The organism is Kitasatospora cathayae, assembly GCF_027627435.1.
GTDB lineage: Bacteria > Actinomycetota > Actinomycetes > Streptomycetales > Streptomycetaceae > Kitasatospora > Kitasatospora cathayae.
In genome coordinates this window covers 2,039,009-2,061,525 of the sequence record NZ_CP115450.1, presented here as the reverse complement: position 1 = coordinate 2,061,525, position 22,517 = coordinate 2,039,009, and the positions used below count along the sequence as shown (strand labels likewise).

Annotated in this window: 20 protein-coding genes; 5 read left to right on the top strand and 15 right to left on the bottom strand. The window is 72.7% G+C overall.

Features of this window, described 5'->3' with window-relative positions; genetic code table 11:
* Window positions 1-222: 222 nt before the first annotated feature.
* Both O1G21_RS09280 and O1G21_RS09275 read left to right on the top strand, forming a co-directional pair.
* The gene (locus O1G21_RS09280; RefSeq protein ID WP_270142409.1) at window positions 223-1,707 is read left to right on the top strand and encodes a CoA transferase; all 1,485 of its coding nucleotides are present in this window, start codon (window positions 223-225) and stop codon (window positions 1,705-1,707) included.
* Window positions 1,708-1,759: 52 nt separating this feature from the next.
* Entirely contained in the window at window positions 1,760-2,398 is a 639-nt protein-coding gene (locus O1G21_RS09275) for a DUF6461 domain-containing protein (RefSeq protein WP_270142407.1), read from the top strand.
* A 93-nt stretch (window positions 2,399-2,491) separates the two neighbouring features.
* Here O1G21_RS09275 and O1G21_RS09270 read toward each other — a convergent pair whose 3' ends face one another.
* Window positions 2,492-3,091 (bottom strand): HdeD family acid-resistance protein, encoded by a 600-nt coding sequence (locus O1G21_RS09270; RefSeq protein ID WP_270142406.1) that lies wholly within the window; start codon window positions 3,089-3,091, stop codon window positions 2,492-2,494.
* A gap of 153 nt (window positions 3,092-3,244) precedes the next feature.
* On the opposite strand from O1G21_RS09270, the gene O1G21_RS09265 reads away from it, so the two are divergent.
* Window positions 3,245-5,209 carry an NAD-binding protein gene (locus tag O1G21_RS09265; protein WP_270142404.1) on the top strand — a complete coding sequence of 655 codons (1,965 nt, stop codon included), beginning with the start codon at window positions 3,245-3,247 and terminating at the stop codon, window positions 5,207-5,209.
* Window positions 5,210-5,387: 178 nt separating this feature from the next.
* On the opposite strand, the gene O1G21_RS09260 is transcribed toward O1G21_RS09265, so the two are convergent.
* The 5 genes from O1G21_RS09260 to O1G21_RS09240 all read right to left on the bottom strand — a co-directional run bounded on the left by O1G21_RS09260 (window position 5,388) and on the right by O1G21_RS09240 (window position 9,074).
* Entirely contained in the window at window positions 5,388-6,179 is a 792-nt protein-coding gene (locus tag O1G21_RS09260) for an enoyl-CoA hydratase (protein WP_270142402.1), read from the bottom strand.
* Between the two features lie 164 nt (window positions 6,180-6,343).
* Window positions 6,344-6,562 carry a hypothetical protein gene (locus O1G21_RS09255; protein WP_405000612.1) on the bottom strand — a complete coding sequence of 73 codons (219 nt, stop codon included), beginning with the start codon at window positions 6,560-6,562 and terminating at the stop codon, window positions 6,344-6,346.
* Window positions 6,563-6,644: 82 nt separating this feature from the next.
* Window positions 6,645-7,316: a GntR family transcriptional regulator gene (locus tag O1G21_RS09250; RefSeq protein ID WP_270142400.1), complete on the bottom strand. Its 672-nt coding sequence runs from the start codon at window positions 7,314-7,316 to the stop codon at window positions 6,645-6,647.
* Window positions 7,226-8,278 carry an enoyl-CoA hydratase/isomerase family protein gene (locus O1G21_RS09245; protein WP_405000611.1) on the bottom strand — a complete coding sequence of 351 codons (1,053 nt, stop codon included), beginning with the start codon at window positions 8,276-8,278 and terminating at the stop codon, window positions 7,226-7,228. The genes O1G21_RS09250 and O1G21_RS09245 overlap by 91 nt, the downstream gene beginning before the upstream one ends.
* Window positions 8,279-8,432: 154 nt before the next feature.
* Window positions 8,433-9,074 carry a TetR/AcrR family transcriptional regulator gene (locus O1G21_RS09240; protein ID WP_270142398.1) on the bottom strand — a complete coding sequence of 214 codons (642 nt, stop codon included), beginning with the start codon at window positions 9,072-9,074 and terminating at the stop codon, window positions 8,433-8,435.
* Between the two features lie 109 nt (window positions 9,075-9,183).
* Between O1G21_RS09240 and O1G21_RS09235 the strand changes: the two genes are divergently transcribed.
* Window positions 9,184-9,963 (top strand): SDR family oxidoreductase, encoded by a 780-nt coding sequence (locus O1G21_RS09235; RefSeq protein WP_270142395.1) that lies wholly within the window; start codon window positions 9,184-9,186, stop codon window positions 9,961-9,963.
* 167 nt (window positions 9,964-10,130) lie between these two features.
* Here O1G21_RS09235 and fahA read toward each other — a convergent pair whose 3' ends face one another.
* From fahA to O1G21_RS09200, 7 genes are all read right to left on the bottom strand, one after another.
* Window positions 10,131-11,351: a fumarylacetoacetase gene (fahA, locus tag O1G21_RS09230; protein WP_270142393.1), complete on the bottom strand. Its 1,221-nt coding sequence runs from the start codon at window positions 11,349-11,351 to the stop codon at window positions 10,131-10,133.
* Window positions 11,348-12,277 (bottom strand): hypothetical protein, encoded by a 930-nt coding sequence (locus tag O1G21_RS09225; RefSeq protein ID WP_270142391.1) that lies wholly within the window; start codon window positions 12,275-12,277, stop codon window positions 11,348-11,350. The genes fahA and O1G21_RS09225 overlap by 4 nt, the downstream gene beginning before the upstream one ends.
* Window positions 12,274-13,476, bottom strand: coding sequence for a homogentisate 1,2-dioxygenase (locus O1G21_RS09220; protein WP_270142389.1), 1,203 nt, complete (start codon window positions 13,474-13,476; stop codon window positions 12,274-12,276). The genes O1G21_RS09225 and O1G21_RS09220 overlap by 4 nt, the downstream gene beginning before the upstream one ends.
* Window positions 13,477-13,534: 58 nt before the next feature.
* On the bottom strand, window positions 13,535-14,749 hold the full coding sequence (gene hppD, locus O1G21_RS09215; RefSeq protein ID WP_270142386.1) for a 4-hydroxyphenylpyruvate dioxygenase: 1,215 nt from the start codon (window positions 14,747-14,749) through the stop codon (window positions 13,535-13,537).
* A 269-nt stretch (window positions 14,750-15,018) separates the two neighbouring features.
* On the bottom strand, window positions 15,019-16,359 hold the full coding sequence (locus O1G21_RS09210) for a phosphoribosyltransferase (RefSeq protein ID WP_270142384.1): 1,341 nt from the start codon (window positions 16,357-16,359) through the stop codon (window positions 15,019-15,021).
* Window positions 16,360-16,919: 560 nt separating this feature from the next.
* Window positions 16,920-18,635 (bottom strand): acyl-CoA dehydrogenase family protein, encoded by a 1,716-nt coding sequence (locus O1G21_RS09205; protein WP_270142383.1) that lies wholly within the window; start codon window positions 18,633-18,635, stop codon window positions 16,920-16,922.
* A 138-nt stretch (window positions 18,636-18,773) separates the two neighbouring features.
* Entirely contained in the window at window positions 18,774-19,328 is a 555-nt protein-coding gene (locus tag O1G21_RS09200) for a PadR family transcriptional regulator (RefSeq protein WP_270142382.1), read from the bottom strand.
* A gap of 198 nt (window positions 19,329-19,526) precedes the next feature.
* On the opposite strand from O1G21_RS09200, the gene O1G21_RS09195 reads away from it, so the two are divergent.
* Window positions 19,527-19,997, top strand: a complete 471-nt coding sequence (locus tag O1G21_RS09195; RefSeq protein WP_270142380.1) for an SPW repeat protein — start codon at window positions 19,527-19,529, stop codon at window positions 19,995-19,997.
* A 130-nt stretch (window positions 19,998-20,127) separates the two neighbouring features.
* On the opposite strand, the gene O1G21_RS09190 is transcribed toward O1G21_RS09195, so the two are convergent.
* On the bottom strand, window positions 20,128-21,534 hold the full coding sequence (locus tag O1G21_RS09190) for a class II fumarate hydratase (protein ID WP_270142378.1): 1,407 nt from the start codon (window positions 21,532-21,534) through the stop codon (window positions 20,128-20,130).
* Between the two features lie 133 nt (window positions 21,535-21,667).
* Window positions 21,668-22,402, bottom strand: a complete 735-nt coding sequence (locus O1G21_RS09185) for a carbon-nitrogen hydrolase family protein (protein ID WP_270142376.1) — start codon at window positions 22,400-22,402, stop codon at window positions 21,668-21,670.
* Window positions 22,403-22,517: the final 115 nt, after the last annotated feature.

Sequence of the window (22,517 nt, the reverse complement as noted above, 5' to 3'; positions counted from 1 at the left end):
CCGCGTGGCCGCTGCTCCGCACCCTAACCCGCCGGTCGGAAGGCTCCGGCGGGAGTCCGCCTGTTCCCTCGTCAGTCGGGCTCCGACCTGCGGGAATCCCGGCCGACCGGGGAGCGGGGAGTTCGGTCGGGAAGTGCCCCGGGGGTCGGTCGGGGACGGCCGGTGCGCAGCCGGTGGTGGGCGTCACGGCGAGCGGATCGGATGCGGAGCACAATGCCCGGCATGACCGATCGTCCGACACCGTCCGAGCCCAGGCCCGAGTCCGACCCCGAGTCTGACCCCGAGTCCGAGTCCGTCCCCGAGCCCAGGCCCGACCCCGAGACCAGGCCCGAGCCCGAGCCCAGGTCCGTCGACCGTCCCACCGCCGACGTCTGGGCCGCCCTCGGCGGACCGGCCGAGCTGCTGGACCGGGTGAGCTTCCAGGGCCCGCAGGGCGGTCTGCCCTCCGGCCTGCCGGTGCGCCGGCTCGCCCGGGCCACCGTGGCCGCCTGCTCGCTGGCCGCCGCCGAACTCGCCGCGCACCGCGGCGGCGGGCCGGTCCCCGCCGTTCGGGTGGACGAGGGCGCGGTCGCCACCTCCTTCGTCAGCGAGCGGCACCTGGAGATCGACGGCCGCAAGCCCGTCAGCTTCGCGCCGCTCTCCGGTTTCTGGCGCACGGCCGACGGCTGGATCCGCACTCACGCCAACTACCCCCACCACCGCGACCGGCTGCTGGCCGCCCTCGGCCTCGTCTCCGACGCCGGGCCCGAGCAGCTCGCCGAGGCGCTCGGCAAGCTGCCGGCCGAGGAGGTACAGGAGCGCGCGTACGAGGCGGGAGCGCTCGCCGTGGCGGTCGCGCCGGTGAGTACGGCCGTGCACCCCCTGGTGGAGTGCCGGGAGGTCGGCTTCGCGCCGGTCCGTCCGCTCGAGGCGGTCCCGGTGGACCGGCCGGCCGCCGGGATCCGGGTCCTGGACGTCAGCCGGGTGATCTCCGGACCGGTCGCCACCCGTACCCTCGCCCTGCTCGGCGCCGATGTGCTGCGGATCGACTCGCCCCGGCTGCCCGAGGCCGACGACGCCCACGCCGACACCGGCTTCGGCAAGCGCTCCACCAGCCTGGACCTCGCCGATCCGGCCGACCGCGCCACCTTCGAGGGCCTGCTCGACACCGCCGACGTGGTCGTCTCCGGCTACCGGCCCGGTGCCCTCGACGCCCACGGCCTCGCGCCCGAGGCGCTGTTCGAGCGACGCCCCGACCTGATCCTCGCCCAGCTCTGTGCCTGGGGCTGGACCGGACCGTGGGCCGGGCGCCGCGGCTTCGACAGCCTGGTCCAGGCCGGCGTCGGCATCGCCGCCCACGAGGCGTCCCCCGACGGCCGGCCCGGTGTGCTGCCCGCCCAGGCGCTCGACCACGGCACCGGCTACCTGCTCGCCGCCGCCGTCCTGCGCGCCCTCACCGAGCAGCGCACCCACCGCCCCGGCGGCCGCCACCTGCGCTTCTCTCTCGCCGGCACGGCCTCCTGGCTGCTGCACGGCATCCAGCCCGAGCCCACCGACGCGCCGAACCCGGGCACCGAGCCGTACGACGCGGCGCGCTGGCTCACCGGTGCCGACTCCGCGTACGGGCGGCTGCGCTACGCCCTGCCGCCGCTCGGCTACGACGGCGCGCCCGCCGACTGGGCCCGCCCGCCCGTGCGTTGGGGGACGGACGCACCGATATGGCTCTGAGCGACGAGGGGTGCGGCGGGCGGTGTCAGTGGGATCTGACAGCATTCTGGGCATGACCGCCGCACACGCCACCGACTACACCTGGTTCGAACAGCGCTACCCCGTCCTGGGCGAGGCCTACTGCCTCACCCAGGTCCAGGGGATCGGCGCCGACGAACTGCTGCGCCGCTTCGACGCCCTGACCGGACGGGAGGTGACCGGGCTGGACGCCGTGCTCGCCGCGTGGGAGACCTTCGACGACGGGGAGGACGAGGAGGCCGAGGCGCTGTTCGACCTGGACGAGGACCGGCTGCTCGTCGCCGTCACCGAGTTCGACGGCTGGGCCTTCGCGGTCGAGCCGTACGGCTACCTCGGCAGCCTGCGCGAGGTCATACTCCGGCTCTCCGAGGGCACCCGGTTGGTCTCGCACTTCCGGAACGTCAACGCGGTGGACCACTTCAACTGGTGGGAGCACGGAGTCTGCCGGCTGGAGTTCGAGCCGCTCTTCGCCGACCAGCGGTTCGGCTCGGACGCCGAGGCCCCCGGCACCGCCGACTTGCTGACGGCCTGCGGCTTCCCGCTGAACGGGGAGCGGTACGAGCTGCACACCGAGGCGGCGTTCGCGCTCGCCGAGCGGCTGACCGACGTCCGGTTCGGCCCGGAACGGCTGGAGGCCGCCACCTTCCGGCTCGGCTACGCGCCCCGGCCGTAACCGGGAGGGGGCGATGTAGCACGACGGCCCTGGTCGGTGGCGGCCCCCGACGGCGACGGCACCGGCGGTGGCGCTGGTGCTGTTGCTGGTGAGTCAGACTCCGGACGGGATCCGCTTGGCCTGGCTGCGGACCTGGACGGCGGTCGCGATCTCGACCAAGCCCAGGATCACCAGCCAGCACCCGGCCAGCACGGTCAGCGCGGCGATCGAGCCGACCGGCCAGACGATCAGCAGCACGCCGGCCAGGGTGTTGGCCACGCCCGCGAAGGCCTGCCAGCCGCGTGCGGGCATCAGCGGGTCGGAGATCGCGGCGGCCAGCTGGGTGATGCCGCGGAACAACCAGCCGATCCCGATCCAGAGGGCGAGCAGCAGCAGCGACTGCACCGCGCTGCGGAAGCAGAGCAGGCCGAGCAGCACGCTGATCGCGCCGCTGATGAACGCCAGCACCCGCAGCGCGGTGGTGGTGTGGGTACCGAATGCGGCGACCAGCTGAACGACGCCGATCACCAGCAGGTAGAGGCCGAACAGCACGCCCACCACCAGCAGGGTCTGGCGCGGCCAGGCGAAGACGACGATCCCGAGGGCGAGCGAGGCGACGCCGGCAGCGAGCAGGACCTGCCAGGCGGCCTTGGCGAGCAGGCCGAGCGGCCCCTGGACCGGGGAACCTTCGGGGGTGATGATCGGAGGGGCCACGGCGGCGTACTCCTCGGGGTCGGGGGCAGGGAACGAACCCCAGCCTCTTCGTACCGCCGTCAGACCGCGCGGTGGGTAGGCCCGTTCGAATGATGCCCCTTGGCTGCCGGAACGACATCTTCCGGCCATCTGCCGTCGATATCATCCGGCGGTATGACTTCTGAAGGGTGGGGGACCCCTCCGGTCGAGCCGATCAGCCAGCACTACATCGTCTGCGGGGGCAACGCGCTGGCCCACCGGCTGGTCCTGGAGCTCGTCGAGCACTACGAAGTCCCGGTGGTCGTCCTGGTCGCCGATCGCACCCGCGACCATGTGCCGCAGATCGAACGGATCGCGGGCGTCGCGGCCGTGGTCGAGTACCCGAACCTGACCGAGGAGGCGCTGCGAGCGGTGTCCATCGACACCGCCCGCGGCCTCGCCCTGGTCGAGGGCAGCGACCAGGACAACATCCACGCCGCGCTCAGCGCCCAGGGCCACAACCCGAACATCCGGATCGTGTTCCGGATGTTCAACCAGCGCCTCGGCGAGAACATCGAACGGCTGCTCAGGAACGGCGCCGCGCTCTCCGGCTCCGCCACCGCCGCCCCGGCCTTCGCCGCCGCCGCGCTCGGCAGGCCCAACTCGGTCGAGATCGGCGGCCGCTACCTGCACATCGCCTTCGACGACGCCATCACCGCGGACCGGATCTGCGTGGTCGCCGACCAGATCGACCGGCAGGACCTCAGCAAGATCCGCCTGCTGCCGGAGCAGGAGGGCGACTCGGCCCAGTTCGTCCGGCTCGCCCGCGAGTTCGGCGACGAGGGACCGGTCCGGCCGGGCGGGGCGCGCCGCGAACCGGTGCCGGATCCGGAGCCAGAGCCGGAGCCCGCACCCCAGGCTGAACCCGCACCTGAGGCTGAACCCGCGCCCGAATCCGCGCCCGGACCCGCCCCCGAATCCGCGCCCGGACCCGCCCCCGAATCCGCGCCCGGACCCGCCCCCGAATCCGCGCCCGGACCCGAGCCGGAGGAGTCGCCGGGTGGGATCGCCGCGCTGCAGGCCCTGCGGATGGAGCCCAGGGAACCCATCAGCTGGGTGCGGCGGCTGCGCTGGCGGGTGCTCGACACCATGCGCCTCCTCACCAGCGCCAGGCTGCGGGTGGTGCTGCTCATCGCGCTCGCCGCCGTGCTGATGGCCTTCGCCGTGCTCTGGTACCTCAACCGGGACTTCGGCTGGACCGTCTACATCTCCCTGCTCGACCTGGCCGGCGCCGCCCAGCCCGACCAGCAGGCCGACATCGCCAACGGGACCGGGACGGGCGGGGCCTGGCAACGGGTCGCCCAGGTGGTGATCACCATCTGCGGGATCACCTTCGCGCCGGTCGCCACCGCCATCGCGGTCGAGGTGCTCGGCTCCGGGCGGCGCGGGCTGCCCCGCAACCCGAGCGCGGGCACCCGGGACCACGTGATCGTTGTCGGACTCGGCAACGTCGGCACCCGGGTCGCGACCCAGCTGCACGAGATGGGGGTGCCGGTGGTCTGCATGGAGCGCGATCCGCAGGCCCGCGGCATCGCCGCCGTCCGGGCGCTCGGCATCCCGGTCGTGCTGGGCGACGGGCCGTTCGAGGAACAGCTGCGCCGGGCCCGGCTCAAGCACAGCCGGGCGGTGATCGCACTCAGCGGGGACGACGCCACCAACCTGGAGGCGGCCCTGGAGGCGCGCCACGGCAATCCCGACGTCCGGGTCGTGGTCCGGCTGTTCGACGACGACTTCGCCGGCCACTTCTACAAGACGCTGGACAACGCGGCCTCCCGCTCGGTCTCCTACCTGGCCGCGCCCGCCTTCGCCGCCGCCCTGATGGGCAGCGAAGTGCGCGGGACGCTGTCCGTGTTCCGGCACGTGCTGCTGATCGCCGAGCTGACGGTGGAGGACGGCAGCGGACTGATCGGCCTGAACCGGCACGACCTGGAGGACCCGGGCGGGGTCCGGGTGATCGCCGCCCGCTTCGCCCGCAGCAACCAGCTGCACTGGGGCTTCGCGGACCGCACCCGGCGGCTGGCCCCGGGCGACCGCATCGTGGTCGCCGCCACCCGCAGCGGACTGGCGCGGCTGAACACGGTGCTGGTGGAGGAGGGCTGACGAGGGCGGGAGTAACAGCTGACGGCGGACGGCTGGCAGCAAGCAGCAAGCAGATGACAACAAACAGATGACAACAAACAGATGACAGCAAACAGATGACGGATGACAGCTGACAGATTTCATCATCTGAAATCCGTCAGCTGTCATCCGTCGCGCGTCAGCCGCCAGCCGTCCGCCGTCAGCGGTTCTCGAACTTCGGCGCCCGCTTCTCGGCGAAGGCCGCCATGCCCTCCTTCTGGTCGGCCGTGGCGAAGACCGAGTGGAACAGTCGGCGCTCGAAGCGGACGCCCTCGGCCAGCGTGGTCTCGAAGGAGCGGTTGACGCTCTCCTTGAGCATGATCGCGGCCGGAGTGGACATCGCCGCGACGGCCTCGGCGGTGGCGAGCGCCTCGGCCAGCAGCTGGTCGGCCGGGACGATCCGGGCGACCAGGCCGGCCCGCTCCGCCTCCTCCGCGCCCATCATCCGACCGGTCAGGCACAGGTCCATCGCCTTCGCCTTGCCGATCGCGCGGGTCAGTCGCTGCGAGCCGCCGATGCCCGGGAGCACCCCGAGCTTGATCTCCGGCTGCCCGAACTTCGCGGTGTCCGCGGCCAGCAGGATGTCGCACATCATCGCGAGCTCGCAGCCGCCGCCCAGCGCGAATCCGGCCACCGCCGCGACCACCGGCTTGCGCAGCGCGGCGATGCGGTCCCACGGGCCCAGCCAGTCGTCCAGGTAGACGTCCGGGAAGCGGTTGCCCTGCATCTCCTTGATGTCGGCGCCCGCTGCGAAGGCCTTCTCCGACCCGGTGATCACCAGACAGCCGATCTCCGGGTCCCGGTCGAAGGCGGTGGCGGCCGCCACGACCTCGTTCATCAGCTGGGTGTTCAGCGCGTTGAGCGCCTTGGGCCGGTTGAGCGTGATCAGCCCGACCCGGCCCTTGCGCTCGACCAGGATCGTCTCGTAGGTCTCGGTCTCGGTCTCGGTCATCGCCGTTACTTCCAATCCGCTGCTCGGCCATTCACTGCTCGGCGCCGCGCGGGCGCGCCCTGACCACCCAACGATCTACGACCCGCCCTGCCTCGCGCCAGTCTTGACATGCGAGACGCCGGTCACCAGCTCGTCGCCAGCCGGTAGCCGGAGCAGCGGAAGGCTCAGAACCGGACGCCGTGGCGTTCCGCCGCCATCCGTACGGTCTCGGCCTTGACCTCGCCCCGGCCGGCCAGGGCGGTCAGCGCGGCGACGGTCACCGACTCGGCGTCCACACCGAAGTGCCAGCGGGTCGCCGCCCGGCTGGCCGAGAGACCGAAGCCGTCGGTGCCCAGGGACGTCCAGTCCTGCTCCACCCAAGGCCGGATCCAGTCCTGCTCCACCAGGGCCGGATCTGGTCCGGCACCGCGCGCATCCAGTCGCTGACCGCCAGCCCCGGCCCGGGCACCCCGGCCAGCGCCCGGGTCACGTACGGGACCGGGGCCGCCGCGCCCGTACCGGCCGCCGCCTGGGCCAGGTTGGCGGCGTCACATGCCGGGCCTGCCCGAGGACGTCACCGGCTGCGGCCGCCGCCGCCATCAGCTCGACGTGTCGCTCCAGCACCCCGGTGTTCCCGGCCAGCCGGATCACGGCCGCCTCGGCGGCCGGCTGCTCCAGTGCCGCCCGCACCTGGTACACCTCGCTCAGCTCGGCCGGGCCGATCTCGCGCACCCGCACGCCCCGGCTGGGCTCGGCGTCGAGCAGTCCGAGGGTCTGCAGCGAGCGCAGCGCCTCGCGCACCGGCGCCTGGTTGACGTTCAACTCGGCCGCCAGGCGTCGCTCGACGATGCATCCCCGGACTGCCAGCGGCCGCCCAGCAGGCCCTCCAGCAGCAGTCCGTGCACCTGCTCGCCGAGCGGATCCGGGACAGCGGGTCGGTCTCCCCGCCCGGCGTCGGCATCGCTGGAGGCGTCGCTGGAGGCGCCGGTGGAGGCGCCGGCGCCGGGTGGGCCATGGCGTTCTCCAGGCTTTCCGGGAAGGGGGCGGCGGGATCGGCCGGGGGCCGGTCAGGCCAGGCCCAGCTCGTCGCCTTCGCGCAGGGCGAGGAAGCGCGCGACGTCGGCATCCGTCACGTCGGCCAGCGTACGCGGCGACCACTGCGGGTTGCGGTCCTTGTCGATCACCTGGGCGCGGATGCCCTCGACCAGGTCGGGCCCGTCCAGCGCGGCACAGGAGATCCGGTACTCCTGGTCGAGCACGGCCTCCAGCGAGGGCAGCGCACGGGCTCGGCGCAGGGCGGCCAGCGTGACCTTGACGGCGGTGGGGGAGTTCCCGAGCACCAGCTCGGCGGACTCCTTCGCCTCCGGCACACCGGAGTCGAGTAGTCGCTCGACGATCTCCTCGACGGTGTCGGCCGCGTAGCAGGTGTCGATCCAGTCGCGCTGTTCGGCGAGTTCGGCGGGCGGCGGGGGCTCGGCGTGGGCGGCGACGGTCGTGGCGGGCTCGGCGTCGCGGGCGAGGGCCTCGAGCAGCTCGGGGATGCGCGCGGACGGGACGAAGTGGTCCGCGAAGCCGCAGAGCAGGGCGTCGCCGGGGCCCATCGAGGCGGAGGTGAGGCCGAGGTGGGTGCCCAACTCGCCGGGGGCGCGGGCGAGCAGGCGACTGCCGCCGACGTCCGGAACGAGTCCGATCCGGGTCTCGGGCATCGCGACGGTGGAGCGCTCGGTGACGACCCGCACCGCGCCGTGGCCGGACAGGCCGACACCGCCGCCCATGGTGATGCCGTCCATCAGCGCGACGAACGGCTTCGGGTAGCGGGCGATCAGCGCGTTCAGCCGGTACTCGTCGCGGAAGAACGCCCGGGTGCCGGCTCCGCCGGCCACGACCTCGCGGTGCATCGCGCGCAGGTCCGCGCCCGCGCAGAGGCCGCGCTCGCCGGCGCCGGTCAGGACGACGGCGCGCACCCGGTCGTCGGCGGCCCAGTCGTCCAGCGTCGCGCGGATGGTGGCGATCATGCCGTGGGTGAGCGAGTTGAGCGCCCGCGGGCGGTTCAGCACGATCCGTCCGAGACCGCCGTCGCGGTCCAGGACCACCTGGACCTCCGCCACCTCTGCGCTCATCGGAATCGCTCCCGTCCCCTCGGTGATCCGGCCTTCCGCTGTCCACCGTACCGGGACGGGTGGGTGGTGTGATCACGAGGCCGGTGTGACCGCGGACCTGGGGCGGGCGGCACGTCCGTCACGTCCGTCATGTCCGTCACGTTTGTCGCGGCCGTCACGGCCAGGCGCGCAGCGCGAGTTCGGCGACGCGGGCCAGGTCCTCGGCGGTGGCGCCGTCGCGGGCCTGCTGGGACATGCCCTGGATGACCGTGGCGAGGTACCCGGCCAGCGCCTCCGGGTCGGCCCCCGGTGGCAGTTCGCCGTCCAGCTGGGCGGTGCGCAGCCGGTCCGCGAAGACCTGCCGGTTGCGGTTGCGCAGCTCGCGCAGGTGGGCCTGGACCCCGGCGTCCTGCGGGGAGACGTTGGTGGCGGCGGTGATCACCAGGCAGCCGGCCGGGTGGGACGGGTCCGGGTAGATGGCGGCGGCCTCGCGCAGGATCCGGGTGAAGGCCGCGCGGGCACAGGTCTCCTCGGCCAGCGCGACACCGACGAACGCGCCGACGGGGGAGTGTCCGTAGCGACGGACCACCTCCTCGAAGAGCGTGCGCTTGTCGCCGAACGCGGCGTAGAGGCTGCCGGGGCGGATGCCCATGGCGGTGGTGAGGTCGGTGACGGAGGTGGCCTCGTAGCCGCGCTCCCAGAACAGCCTGGTCGCCGCCGTCAGGGCCTCCTCCCGGTCGAAGGCGGGCGGGCGTCCGCGCCTGGGGCGGGGCGCGGGGTCGGCCGTCTCGTTCTCGGGGGGCGCCGCGTCGGTCATGGAGGTGATTTTAGAGCAGTCACTCAAAAAGTGTGTGCTAGGTTTTTCTTGAGCGATCGCTCAATAAATGGTCGAGGTGTCACTCGACCCGACAGGAGGGGGCTCAGGCATGGGCGCGCACGGATACGGGCTTCGCGGCAAGGTGGCGCTGGTCACCGGCGGCAGCAGGGGCATCGGCCGGGCGATCGCCCGCCGGCTCGGGCGGGAGGGCGCCACCGTCGCGGTCGGCTACGCCCGGGACGAGGTGGCGGCGCGGGAGGTGGTCGAGGGGATCCGGACCGACGGCGGCCGGGCGTTCGCGCTGCGGGCCGAACTCGGACGGCACGGCGACGCGGCCGCGCTGTGGGCGGCCTTCGACGCGGAGATCGGGGCGCACGCGAGCGGCGGCGGGGTCGACATCATCGTGAACAATGCCGGAATCGGGCGCAGTTCGGACCTCGCGACGCTGACCGAGGAGGACTTCGACACGGTGTTCGCGGTGAACGTCCGGGCGCCGTTCTTCGTGGTGCAGCACGGACTGCGGCGGCTGCGGGACGGCGGGCGGATCGTCAACATCTCCAGCGGGGCCGCCCGGCTCGCGATGCCGGAGATCATCGCCTACGGCGCGACCAAGGGCGCGCTCGACACCTTCACGCTCAACCTCGCCAAGCAGCTCGGCCCGCGCGGCATCACGGCGAACTCGGTCGCGCCCGGCGTGGTGGACACCGACGTCAACGCGGGCTGGCTGCGCGGCAATCCGGAGGCGGAGGCGTACGCCGCCTCGATCGCCGCGCTCGGCCGGGTCGGGCAGCCGGAGGACATCGCGGACATCGTCGCGTTCCTGGCCTCGGACGACGCGCGCTGGGTCACCGGGCGGGTCATCGACGCCACGGGCGGCGCGGGGTTGTAGGCGGCGGGGCTGGAGGGGGCTGTAGGAGGGGGCTGTAGGAGGGAAAGCGGGGGCGGGACGGGGAGGGCGGGGAAACGGATAACAGCTGACGGATTTCAGATGATGAAATCTGTCAGCTGTTATCCGTCATCTGTCTGTTGTCGCTTGTCACCCGCGCGGCGACACCGTCAGCCCCGCACCCGGCCCGAGACCTCGCCGAAGCCGACCGCCATGCCGTCCGGTCCCGGGGCCGTCGCCGTGATGACGACCTCGTCGCCGTCCTCCAGGAAGGTCCGGGTCGTCCCGTCCGGCAGCTTGAGCGGCTCCTCGCCGTTCCAGGTCAGCTCGATCAGCGCGCCGCGGGTGTCCGGCTCCGGCCCGCTGACCGTGCCGGAGGCGAACAGGTCGCCGGTGCGCAGCGAGGCGCCGTTCACGGTCATGTGGGTCAGCTGCTGCTGCGCCGTCCAGTACATGGTGGCGAACGGCGGGCGCGAGACCAGGTGCCCGTTCAGCCGGACCTCCATCGCCAGGTCCAGACCCCACGGCTCGCCGCCGCGGTCGTCCAGGTACGCCAGCGGCTCGACATCGCGCTCCGGCGGCGCGACCCGGGCGTGCTCCAGGGCATCCAGCGGCACGATCCACGGCGAGATCGAGGTCGCGAAGGACTTGCCCAGGAAGGGCCCGAGCGGCACGTACTCCCAGGCCTGGATGTCGCGCGCCGACCAGTCGTTGAGCAGGCAGACGCCGAACACGTGCTCGCGGAAGTCGTCCAGCACGACCGGCCGGCCCAGCTCGGACGGCGTGCCGACGACGAAGCCGACCTCGGCCTCGATGTCCAGCCGCCGGGACGGCCCGAAGCTCGGCGCGGCGTCGGCGGGCGCCTTGCGCTGTCCGTGCGGACGCACCACCGGCGTGCCGGACACCACCACCGTGCCCGCCCGACCGTGGTAACCGATCGGCAGGTGCTTCCAGTTGGGGGTGAGCGGCTCCGAGCCCGGGCGGAAGATCCGGCCCAGGTTGGTGGCGTGGTGCTCGGAGGCGTAGAAGTCGACGTAGTCCGCGACCTCGAACGGCAGGTGCAGCTCGACCTCGCCCGCCGGCAGCAGCGCCGGCGACAGCGCCTCGCGGAAGGACTCGTCCGTCAGCCAGCTGGTGAGGTCGGACCGGACCTGGGTCCAGACCGAACGTCCGGCCGCCATCAGCGGGTTGAGCGAGTCCGCGTCCAGCAGTGCCGAGGGCGCGCCGGCCGCGCGGGCGGCTGCCCCGGCGTCCAGCACGAAGTCGCCGACGCGCACGCCGATCCGGCGCCGCCCGGGCTGGTCGGCCGCGGTGAAGACGCCGTACGGCAGGTTGTGCACGCCGAACGGCGAGCCCTGGGCGCTGGCGAGCCAGCTGCGGGGGGTGCTCAACGGTCCTCCTGGACAAGTGGACTGGGCGACAGCAGGCCGAGCGCGGCCAGGTCGTCCAGGGGTTCGGCGATGCTGCAGGTGCCGAACGCGGTGAACGAGTTGCGGATCACCGTAACCTGGTGGCCGCTCAACGCGCGGACGGCCTTGGCCAGCACCTCGCCGTCGCGCTCGGCCAGCACCTCGGCGGCCGCGGCGCGGTCCGTCTCCTGGGCGGCCAGTAGCACGTTGAGGAAGCCGTGGTGCTCGAAGCCGGTCTGCGGATCGGTGTGCCGGACGGCGTTGTGCAGGCCCGCCGTGCACTTGTACGGCAGGCCGCGCCGGGCGCAGCCGGTGAGGAAGGCGGCCAGCTCGTCCTCGCCCGGGAACGCCTCCGCGACGATCCCGCCGGTGCGGAACTTCGCCCGGTAGGCGCTGTCGACCAGGACGTCCAGCGTCTCGTCCAGCCCGTCCCCGCGCAGGAGTTCACGCGGCAGCTCGACGGCGGCGGGCACGTCCGGGGGCAGCAGCCGGTCCAGCTCGGCGACCGCCTCGGCGGCGTCCCGGGTGGCCAGCTCGACCCCGGCCAGCTCGAACGGCGCGGCGGCGGCGAGCGCCGGCCCGAGCTCCGCGCTGCCCCCCGGCAGCACCAGCCCGACCCTGAGCGGCCCGGTGCCCTCCGCCGCCGCGGCCAGTTCGCCCAACCGGCCCGCCCCGCAGAGGAACGGGCCGACCGCGTCGGCGTACCAGGCCGTGCGGTGGGCGCGGTGCGCGGGCACCGCCTCGACGACCGGCAGGTTCCCCGGCGGGAACACCGCCGCGTCGTCGAAGAGTCCGCGGAACAGCTCCGGGATCTCGAAGGCGCCCGAGGAGGAGCCCGAGCAGTCGCCCGAGGAGGACCCCGAGAAGCCGCCCGAGGAGGGGGACGCAGGGGTGGTGTCGGGGCTCATCGCCCGGGCCCCCGGCCCGCCCACGTCCAGGCGTAGTTGGCGTCCTCGCTGGCGCGCCCGCCCTCGCCGAGCTCCAGCGGGCGGAAGGTGTCCACCATGACCGCCAGCTCGTCGAAGAACTCCGCGCCGATGCTGCGCTCGTACGCGCCCGGCTGCGGCCCGTGGGTGTGCCCGCCCGGGTGCAGCGAGATCGAGCCCTGGGCGATGCCCGAGCCCTTGCGCGCCGCGTAGTCGCCGCCGCAGTAGAACATGACCTCGTCGCTGTCCACGTTGGCGTGGTAGTACGGCACCGGGATCGACAGCGGGTGGTAATCCACCTTGCGGGGAACGAAGTTGCAGATCACGAAGCCGTTGCCCTCGAACACCTGGTGGGCCGGCGGCGGCTGGTGGATCCGCCCGGTGATCGGCTCGTAGTCGCGGATGTTGAAGGCGTACGGGTACAGGCAACCGTCCCAGCCGACCACGTCGAAGGGGTGGTGCGGCACGGTGTAGCGGGTGCCCGAAACCCCGTTCGGACCACGGTGCTTGACCAGCACGTCGACGTCCCCGGGGGCGTCGACCACGAGCGGCCCGACCGGCCCGCGGAAGTCCCGCTCGCAGTACGGCGCGTGCTCCAGCAGCTGCCCGTACTTCGACAGGTAGCGCTTGACCGGGGTGATGTGGCTGTTCGCCTCGATGCAGTAGGCGCGCAGCGGCTCGTCCCCGGACGGCACCCAGCGGTGGGTGGTGGCGCGCGGGATGATCACGTAGTCGCCCTGGCCGACCTCGATCGAGCCGAAGACCGTCTCCAGCGTGCCGGCGCCGGACTCCACGTACACGCACTCGTCGCCGAGCCCGTTGCGGTACAACTCGCTCGGGGCCCCGGCGGCGACGTACGAGATCCGCACGTCGCCGTTGCCGAGGACCAGCCGGCGGCTGCCGACGACGTCCGCGGACTTCCACTCCTGGTCCGCGAACAGCTCGTGCAGCTTGAGGTGGCGGGGGAGCAGGGGATGGTTGGGCACCGTGGACTGGTCGGGCAGTTCCCAGGGCACCGCGTTGACCACCGCCGAGGGGATGCCCCGGTGGTAGAGCAGCGAGGAGTCGGAGGAGAACCCCTCCTCGCCCATCAACTCCTCGTAGTACAGCCCGCCTTCGGGTGTGCGGTGCTGGGTGTGCCGCTTGGGCGGGATGCTGCCCAGCTGCCGGTAGTACGCCATCTCCGTGCTCCTCCTCGACCGTCCGTCAGGGTCGGCGTCAATCAGGGTAGGCCGACGCTCACAGGTTGCCGCGACGGTCCTGCTCGCGCTCGATGGACTCGAACAGCGCCTTGAAGTTGCCCTTGCCGAAGCCCAGCGAACCGTGCCGCTCGATGAACTCGTAGAAGACGGTCGGGCGGTCGCCGATCGGCTTGGTGAAGATCTGCAGCAGGTAGCCGTCCTCGTCGCGGTCGACCAGGATGCCGCGCTTCTTCAGCTCCTCGATCGGCACCCGCACCTTGCCGATGCGCTCGCGCAGCTCCGGGTCGTCGTAGTAGGCGTCCGGGGTGTTCAGGAACTCCACGCCGCGGGCGCGCAGCACGTCCACGGTGGTGAGGATGTCGTTGGTGGCGAGCGCCATGTGCTGGCAGCCGGGGCCGGTGTAGAACTCCAGGTACTCGTCGATCTGGGACTTCTTCTTGGCGATGGCCGGCTCGTTGAGCGGGAACTTCACCCGGTGGTTGCCGCTCGCGACGACCTTGGACATCAGCGCGGAGTACTCGGTGGCGATGTCGTCGCCGACGAACTCGGCCATGTTCACGAAGCCCATGACCCGGTTGTAGAACCGGACCCACTCGTCCATCCGGCCCAGCTCGACGTTGCCCACGGCGTGGTCCAGGGCCTGGAACAGGCGCTTGGGCGAGCCCTCCGGGTGGGTGACGGTGCTCTTGGCGACGACGTAGCCCGGCAGGTACGGGCCGCTGTAGCGGGAGCGGTCGACCAGGGTGTGGCGGGTCTCCCCGTAGGTGGCGATGGCCGCGCGGCGCACGGTGCCGTTCTCGTCCGTGACGTCGTTCGGCTCCTCGAGGACGGTGGCGCCGTTGGCGCGGGCGTGCTCGATGCACTTGTCGACGTCCGGGACCTCCAGGGCGAGGTCGACCACGCCGTCGCCGTGGCGGCGGTGGTGGTCCAGCAGCGGGCTGTCCGGCTGGACTCCGCCCTTGATCACGAAGCGGCAGGAGCCGGAGCGCAGCACGTAGGACTTGCGGTCGCGGCGGCCGGTCTCCGGGCCGGAGTAGGCGACCAGCTCCATGCCGAACACGACCTGGTAGAACTGGGCCGTCTGGGTGGCGTTGCCGACCACGAACACGACCGCGTCCTGGGCGGTGACAGGGAACGGGTCGGAGGCCTGGTCGTGCTCGACGAGGCCGACGAGGCGGCGCAGCTGGTCGGCGTCGAGGCCGGCCTCGCGCTCCTCGGGGGTCAGCTCAAGGGCGTGGGACTGCGTGGTCATCGCTCGTTCCTCCACTCAGGGCCTCGGCGTTGAGGCTTCCGGGGGTTTCCGGGGGCTTTGGGGCTTCCGGTGGGATCGCGTGGATCGCCGCCGCACGGCGGACGGGTGGGCGGTGCGGTTGCGCAGAGCTTGCTCCTGTCGTGAGGGTTGGGCAACAGGTCGATTTTTCACTGCTCAATGTGTACAAGCTGATCAGGAAATCCCGGCTGCGGCTGCACAAAATGCGCTGCTACCGGGCGGTGCTCGCACGAAATCTGCGCAACCTGCCGCTACCGCTCCTCGGCGCCCGAGCCGTCGGGGGACGGCAGGTGGCGCAGGAACCAGTCCCCGGCCAGCTCAGCGGCCTGGTCGAGGGTGCCCGGCTCCTCGAACAGGTGGCTCGCGCGCGGTACCACCGCCAGCTCGCTCTCGCCCGGCAGGAGGGCCCGCGCCTGCCGGTTGAGGTCGAGCACGGTGGCGTCCAGGGACCCGACCACGAGCAGGGTCGGTGCGCTCACCCGGCCCAGGACGTCAGGCCCGGCGAGGTCCGGGCGCCCGCCCCGGGAGACCACCGCGCGCACGGCCGGGCCCAGCTCGGCGGCGGTGTACAGCGCGGCGGCCGCCCCGGTGCTGGCACCGAACAGGCCCAGTGGCAGGCCGCGCGCGCCGTCGGTGCGGTCCAGCTCCCGCGCGACGGCGGTCAGCCGGGAGCCGAGCAGCCCGACGTCGAACACCTTGCGCCGGTCCGGCTCCTCGGCCTCGGTGAGCAGGTCGAACAGCAGGGTGCCCAGGCCCGCCCGGTTCAGGTACCGGGCGACGTGCCGGTTGCGCGGACTGTGCCGGCCGCTGCCGCTGCCGTGCGCGAACACCACCATCCCGCGTGCCCCGGCCGGAACGGCCAGCCGACCGGCCAGGCGGACCCCGGCGACGGGCAGCAGCAGCTCGCGGTCGACACCGCCCGGATCCCCGGACCGTTCCCCCTCGCCCCGGGCCTCGGCCAGCAGCCGCAGCACCTCCTCGTCACCGGTCTGCGAGAAGTCGGCGTAGAACTCGCCGATCGCGAAGAACGGGGACGGCGTGTCGACGCAGACCAGCTCGTCGGCGACCTCGGACAGCCGGTCCGTCCAGTCCCGGGGAGCCACCGGGACGGCGAGCACCACCCGGGCCGCGCCGCGCGCCCGGACGATCCGGCAGGCCGCCTTCGCGGTGGAGCCGGTGGCGATGCCGTCGTCCACCACGAGCACCGTGCGTCCGCGCAGGTCGGTGGCCGGGCGGTCGCCCCGGTAGCGGCGCGCCCGGCGCGCCAGTTCGGTTCGCTCGCGCTGCTCCACCTGCGCCAGCTGCTCGTCGCCGACGCCGGCGAGCCGGAGGATCTGCTCGTTCAGCACCCGGACGCCGTCCTCGCCGATCGCCCCCATGGCCAGCTCGGGCTGGTACGGCACACCGAGCTTGCGGATCACGCAGATGTCCAGCGGCGCGCCGAGCGCCGACGCGACCTCGGCGGCCACCGGCACCCCGCCCCGGGGCAGGGCGACCACCACGGTGTCGGGGCCGGCGAGGTGCGCGAGGCGGGCGGCCAGCCGACGGCCCGCATCGGTGCGGTCGGTGAAGTGGGTTCCGGTGACGTGCATGACACGGCCTCCGAGTTCCACCGTACGCCGGTCGCGGCGGGTCGGTGCGGGCGTGTCCCGGGCGCTCCCGGCCTGGGCCGGGACCGGGCGGGCGTACGGGCGGAACACGGTGGGCGCGGGGCCGGGACGGGCCGGGAGCAGGCCGGGAGCGGGACGGGACGACACCCCCGTGCGACCGGGACGGCGGGTGGCGGACGGTGTTCCGCAGAGGCGGTCCACCGAGCCCGCCCACCGCCGAAGGAGCGTCCGACATGCCGGGCACCGTCATCACCGACCTGCGCCGACGCGGCGCCGCCGTCGACCCCGGCCGCCTGCTCGCGGGCCCGCTGCGCGCCGTCGGCCTGCAGTGGCTCGAACCGGGGTGCGGCGCCGAGGTGACCGCCGAGGCCGCCGAGCACGCGCTGTACGTCACCGTCGGCTCCGGCCTCGCCGCACTGCCCGAGAACGTCGTCCACCCGGGGCCTCGGCGACAGCTGAGCCGCCCGGGGCCACCGTGGGATGTGGTCCGGGGGTGCCGGTCCGCCGACCGGCACCCCCGGGGTCTTTCCGGTCCTGCCGGGCTACGGCTGCATCTCGTACGCGCCGGAGAGCGCCTCGACCCGGGCCCACACCTTCGCGGCGCGCTCGGCGTCCGCCACCGGGCGGCGCACGTTCGCCAGCGCCCAGGCGGCCTGCTCCTCGGTGGTGGAGGACTTGCCGTGCAGCTCGGTCGCGTGCGCGGAGAAGTCGCGGACCAGCGCGTCGAAGATCTGGTCCAGCACGTCCCCACCCTCGTCGGACGCGGTCAGGCCGGTCAGCTCGGCCTGCTCCAGCACCAGCTGGCCGTAGACGATCAGCGCGAACAGCTGGCCGATCTCCAGCAGGAAGTCCAGGTCCGCCTGCTGCTCCTTGCTCGGGGCGTGCTTGAGCAGCAACTCGCAGAAGCCGTCGGCCTGTTCGCGGAAGCGGGCGACGTTCGGCAGCTGGGCGTGCCGGTCGTAGGCGGCGCGCCAGTCGTGGAAGCGGATCGCGCCGAGGCCGCGGGCCGGGCCCTGGCGGAACAGGAAGGCGTCGTCGGTGGCGTCCAGCCTGGTCGGCACCGGCGCGTAGTCGGCGGGCGCGAACAGGTAGTTGCCCATGAACTTGAGGATCAGCGCCAGGTTGACGTGGACGGTGCCCTCCAGCTTCGGCAGGCCGCGGATGTCCTTGGCGGCCTTGTCGAAGTAGGTGTCCGCCTCGAAGCCCTTGGCCGCGATGACGTCCCACATCAGGTCGATGACCTTCTCGCCCTCGGTGGTGACCTTCATCTTGGTCATCGGGTTGAACAGCAGGTAGCGGCGGTCCTCGGGGGAGGCGGTGCGGAAGTAGTCCACGGCCCGCGCGCTGAACAGCTTCATCGCCACCAGGCGGGCGTACGCGTCGGTCAACTCCCGCCGCACGTGCGGGAAGTCGGTGACCTTGCGGCCGTACAGCACCCGGTTGTGGGCGTGGGTGACGGCCTCGTACATCGCGTGCTCGCAGATGCCGACCGAGGCGGTGCACAGGTTGAACTTGCCGACGTTGACGGTGTTCAGCGCGGCGTCGAAGGCGGCCTGGCCGGTGTGCAGTACGTCCTCGGCCCGGACCGGGTAGTCCTCCAGGCGGAACTCGCTGACGTACATCTGGGCGTTCACCACGTTCTTGACCAGGTGGTACGCCTCGTGGCGGCTGTCGGCGGCGAAGAAGACGTAGCCCTCGGGGCCCTCGACGTCCGAGCGGCGGCCGAAGACCGAGACCAGGCCGGCGACGTTGCCGTTGCCGATGTAGTACTTGGAGCCGGTCGCGGTGAAGCCGCCCTCGCCGTCCGGGGTGAGGATCATGTCGGTGGAGTAGATGTCGGCGCCGTGGGTGCGCTCGGACAGGCCGAAGGCCATCACGTGGCCCTCGGCGAGGAGCTTGGCGGCGCGGGCCCGGACGGCCTCGTTCTCGCTCTGCCAGACCGGGCCGAGGCCCAGGATGGTGACCTGCCAGGTGTACCAGTAGCCGAGGCCGTAGAAGCCGAGGATCTCGTTCAATTCGGCGATCCGCGCGGTGTCCCAGCGCTTGTCAGGGTCGGCCGCGGAGGGGGTCAGGAACTCCGCGAACAGGCCTTCCCGGGCGGCGAATTCGAGGAAGTCGGCGTACCAGGCGCGGTCTATGTAGGTGTCGATGAGCGCCTTCTTGCCGCGGGACTCGAACCAGTCGACGGTCGCGCGCAGCAGCCGGCGGGTCGGCTCGTCGAACTGCGCGGGGTCGTAGGTGCGCGGGTTGAAGAGCATCAGGGGCTCCCTGGGGTCGAGGGTGTGAGGGCGGGCTCGGCGGAGCGGGGTTCAACTGACAGGTTTCAGCGAACAGATTTCAGCGAACAGATTTCAGATGTTGTCATCCGTCATCTGTCATCCGTCTTCTGTTCCTTGTCATCCGCTCGCGAGTCGGCGCAGTGTGGCGAGCACGTCGTCCAGCCAGGCGAGGTTCATCCGCTCGAACTCGATGCCGCCGCGCAGCACCAGGTGCTGCAGCTCCTGCCGGGTGTCGAGTGCGTCGAGGTCGGGGAAGTCCCGCTGTTCGCCGTGCAGGTAGCGGGCGAGCAGGGCGGCATGGCTCTCGCGGTGCCGTTCGACCTCGGAGATCAGCGCGGTCAGCGCGGCCGGGTCGTCGAACGCGGCGGCCCGGATCTTGACCGCGAGCTCGTGCCGCACCGTCTCCGGCTCGACCGGTTCGCGCAGCCACTCGGCCAGCGCGGCCCGTCCGGGTCCGGCCGCCGAGTACACCTTCTTGTCCGGGCGGCCGTCCTGCGCGACCTCCTCGGCGGCGACCCAGCCGTCCGCCTCCATCCGCCGCAGCACCCGGTAGATCTGCTGGTGGGTGGCGGTCCAGAAGCGGCCGATGGAACGGTCGAAGCGCCGGGCCAGTTCGTACCCGGAGCCCGGCTGCTCCAGCAGCGAGACGAGGATCGCGTGCTCCAGTGCCATGCCCGCATCCTGCTATGCAACGAGTTGCATAGGCAACGTCCTTCCGGAGTGTTGAGACGCAGGTCACCGGCGTGATCGGATGGTTATCGGTGATTCCGGACAATCAGGTGCAAAACCTTGGAGAAGCGCCAGAATGGGTACGGGGCACGCCCCCTGGCACGCCCCCTTCCATGGTCCGAACCACAGGAGGTGGTATCGGTGGCAACCCACATGCCGACGGGCATGGAACACCACCCGGACATCGTCGAACTCCGGGAACACTACGAACGGGTCACCTCGACCCCGCGCGCCCAGGGCGTCGAAGCCCTGGCCGTACTGGCCGGCCTCTTCCTGGCGACATCGCCTTGGATCGTCGGCTTCACCGCGTTCAGCACCCTGACCGTGACCTGCCTGATCGTGGGTCTGGCCTACACGGCGCTGATGGCCGGCTACGGATCGGCCTACGAGCGCACCCACGCGAGGGCCTGGGCGGCCGCCGCGCTCGGTGTCTGGACGATCATCTCTCCCTGGGTCGTCTCAGGGTCCGTCGCACGAGGCAAGAACATCATCACCTGCGTCATCGTCGGTGCGGTGATGTTCCTGCTCGGCCTCGCGGCGCTCTCGATGGCCACGATCACGGCGAACGGAGCAGCGATGCGGCTCGGCCGGGCCGGCCGCGCCAAGGGCTGATCTTCCCCACAGCCCGCGTCCGGGGAGCGGAGGGCACGCCTGCCCGCCGCGCCCCGGCGCACGTCAGAGGCCCCGGTGCGCCGCTGAGCGGTTCCGACCGGGTGTCGCGTGCCAGGTTCCGGGTTCCGGGTTACGGGTGCGTCATCCGCAGCACGTCCAGCGCCCGGTCCAGCTGCTCCTCGGTGAGCTCGCCCCGCTCGACGTACCCGCGCTCCAGCACCACCTGGCGGATCGTCTTCCGTTCGGCCAGCGCCTGCTTGGCGACCTTCGCCGCCTCCTCGTACCCGATGTACCGGTTCAGCGGCGTCACCACCGACGGCGAGGACTCGGCGTACTCGCGGGCCCGTTCGACGTTCGCGGTGATGCCGTCCACCGTCCGGTCGGCCAGCAGCCGGGCGCTGTTGGCGAGCAGCCGCACCGACTCCAGCACGTTGCGGGCGATCACCGGGAGCATCACGTTCAGCTCGAAGTTGCCGCTCGCGCCGGCCAGCGTCACCGTCGCGTCGTTGCCCACCACCTGGGCGGCGACCATCAGCACCACCTCGGGCAGCACCGGGTTCACCTTGCCCGGCATGATGGACGAACCGGGCTGCAGATCCGGCAGATTGATCTCACCCAGACCGGTGCGCGGGCCGGAGCCCATCCATCGCAGGTCGTTCGCGATCTTCGTGAACCCGACCGCCACCGTGCGCAGTTGGCCGCTCAGTTCGACCAGCGCGTCCCGTGCGCCCTGCGCCTCGAAGTGGTCGCGGGCCTCGGTCAGCGGCAGGCCGGTGGCCCGGGCCACCTCCTCGATGACGGCCGCCGGGAAACCGGGCGGGGTGTTGATGCCGGTGCCCACCGCCGTTCCGCCGAGCGGCAGTTCGGCGACCCGGGGGAGCGTGGCCAGCAGCCGTTCCCGCCCGTGCCGCACCTGCGCCGCGTAGCCGCCGAACTCCTGGCCGAGGGTGACGGGCGTGGCGTCCATCAGGTGCGTGCGGCCCGACTTGACCACCTGTGCGAACTCGACGGACTTGCGCTCCAGCGCCTCCGCCAGGTGCTCCAGCGCCGGGATCAGGTCGTGGGTGACGGCGGCGGTGGCGGCGATGTGGATCGAGGACGGGAACACGTCGTTGGACGACTGGCTCGCGTTCACCTGGTCGTTCGGGTGGACCGGCCGCCCCAGCCGCTCGCCGGCCAGGGTGGCGATCACCTCGTTGGCGTTCATGTTGGACGAGGTGCCCGAGCCGGTCTGGAAGACGTCCACCGGGAACTGGTCGTCCCAGCGGCCCTCCGCGACCTCCTCGGCCGCCGCCGCGATCGCCCCGGCCGTCTCCTCGTCCACGACCCCGAGCCGGGCGTTCACCCGTGCCGCGGCCGCCTTGATCCGGGCCAGCGCGGCGATGTGCGCGCGCTCCAGCCGCTGGCCGGACACCGGGAAGTTCTCCACCGCCCGCTGCGTCTGCGCCTGCCACTTCGCTGCGGCCGGCACCCGTACCTCGCCCATCGAGTCGTGCTCGATCCGGTACTCCTGCGGCTTCTCCCGCTCGTCGCCCATCGCGCGCTGCACCTCCTGTACGGGCCGTTCGGCCCGGTCACGGGACTTCCGATCACGACAGCCGCGCGCGGGCCCCGGGTATTTCCATCCGGGGCCGGCGATCTTTCGATCCGGGACGCGACGTGCGGCGTGGCTACCGCCGGGGCAGCTCGGCGCGGACCAGCTCGCCCGGCTCGGTGCCCGCCTGGGCGACCGACGACCCGTCGGGTGCCCAGATCCCGGAACCGCCCGAGCTGTCCGGGAACACGCCGGTCGGCCCCGCGCAGGTGGACAGCACGACCCAGACCCCGTGCGCGGTGGCGCGGGCCCGGCAGTGGCCGTCCCGTCGCTCGGCCTGCGCGGCGCCCGGGCCGTACAGGGTGGAGGCGACGTAGGCGTCGATGCCGAGCGCGGCGGTCTCCTCGGCGTGCGCCGGGTCGGCGGCGTCGGCGCAGACCGCGAGGCCGAGCCGCAGCCCTTCCAGCTCCAGCACGACGGGCTTCTCACCCGGAGTGAAGCGGGCGGGCTCGCCCTCGCCGTGCAGGCGCATCTTCCGGTAGACGACGGTGGCGCCCTCGCCGGTGACCGCCAGGGTGGCGATCGACTCGTGCCCGTCGACCGCCGCGACCGGCGCGCCGACCAGCGCGAGGGCGCCGGTGGCGGCGCAGGCCTCGACGAGTGGGGCGAGCCGCGGGTCGGCCGGGTCGACGGCGGGGGCGGCCAGGTCGTAGCCGGTCAGCGACAGCTCGGGGAACACCACCAAGCGGCTCCCCGCCGCCCGGACGGCCTCAGCGTGCCGCTCGACGTTGACGGCCAGGGTGTCCGGGCGGCCGCGGTCGGCGCAGAGGGGCTGGGCGACGGTGACGGTCAGCGGCGCGGACGATGGCACGGCGGGGCCTCCGGACGGGTGGGGGTCGGTGGTCAAGATCAACCTATGCGGCCACCGAGGAGCCGGGCAAGCGTCCGGAACCCGGTCCGGCTGCGTTGGCCGCCCGCTCCGCCGG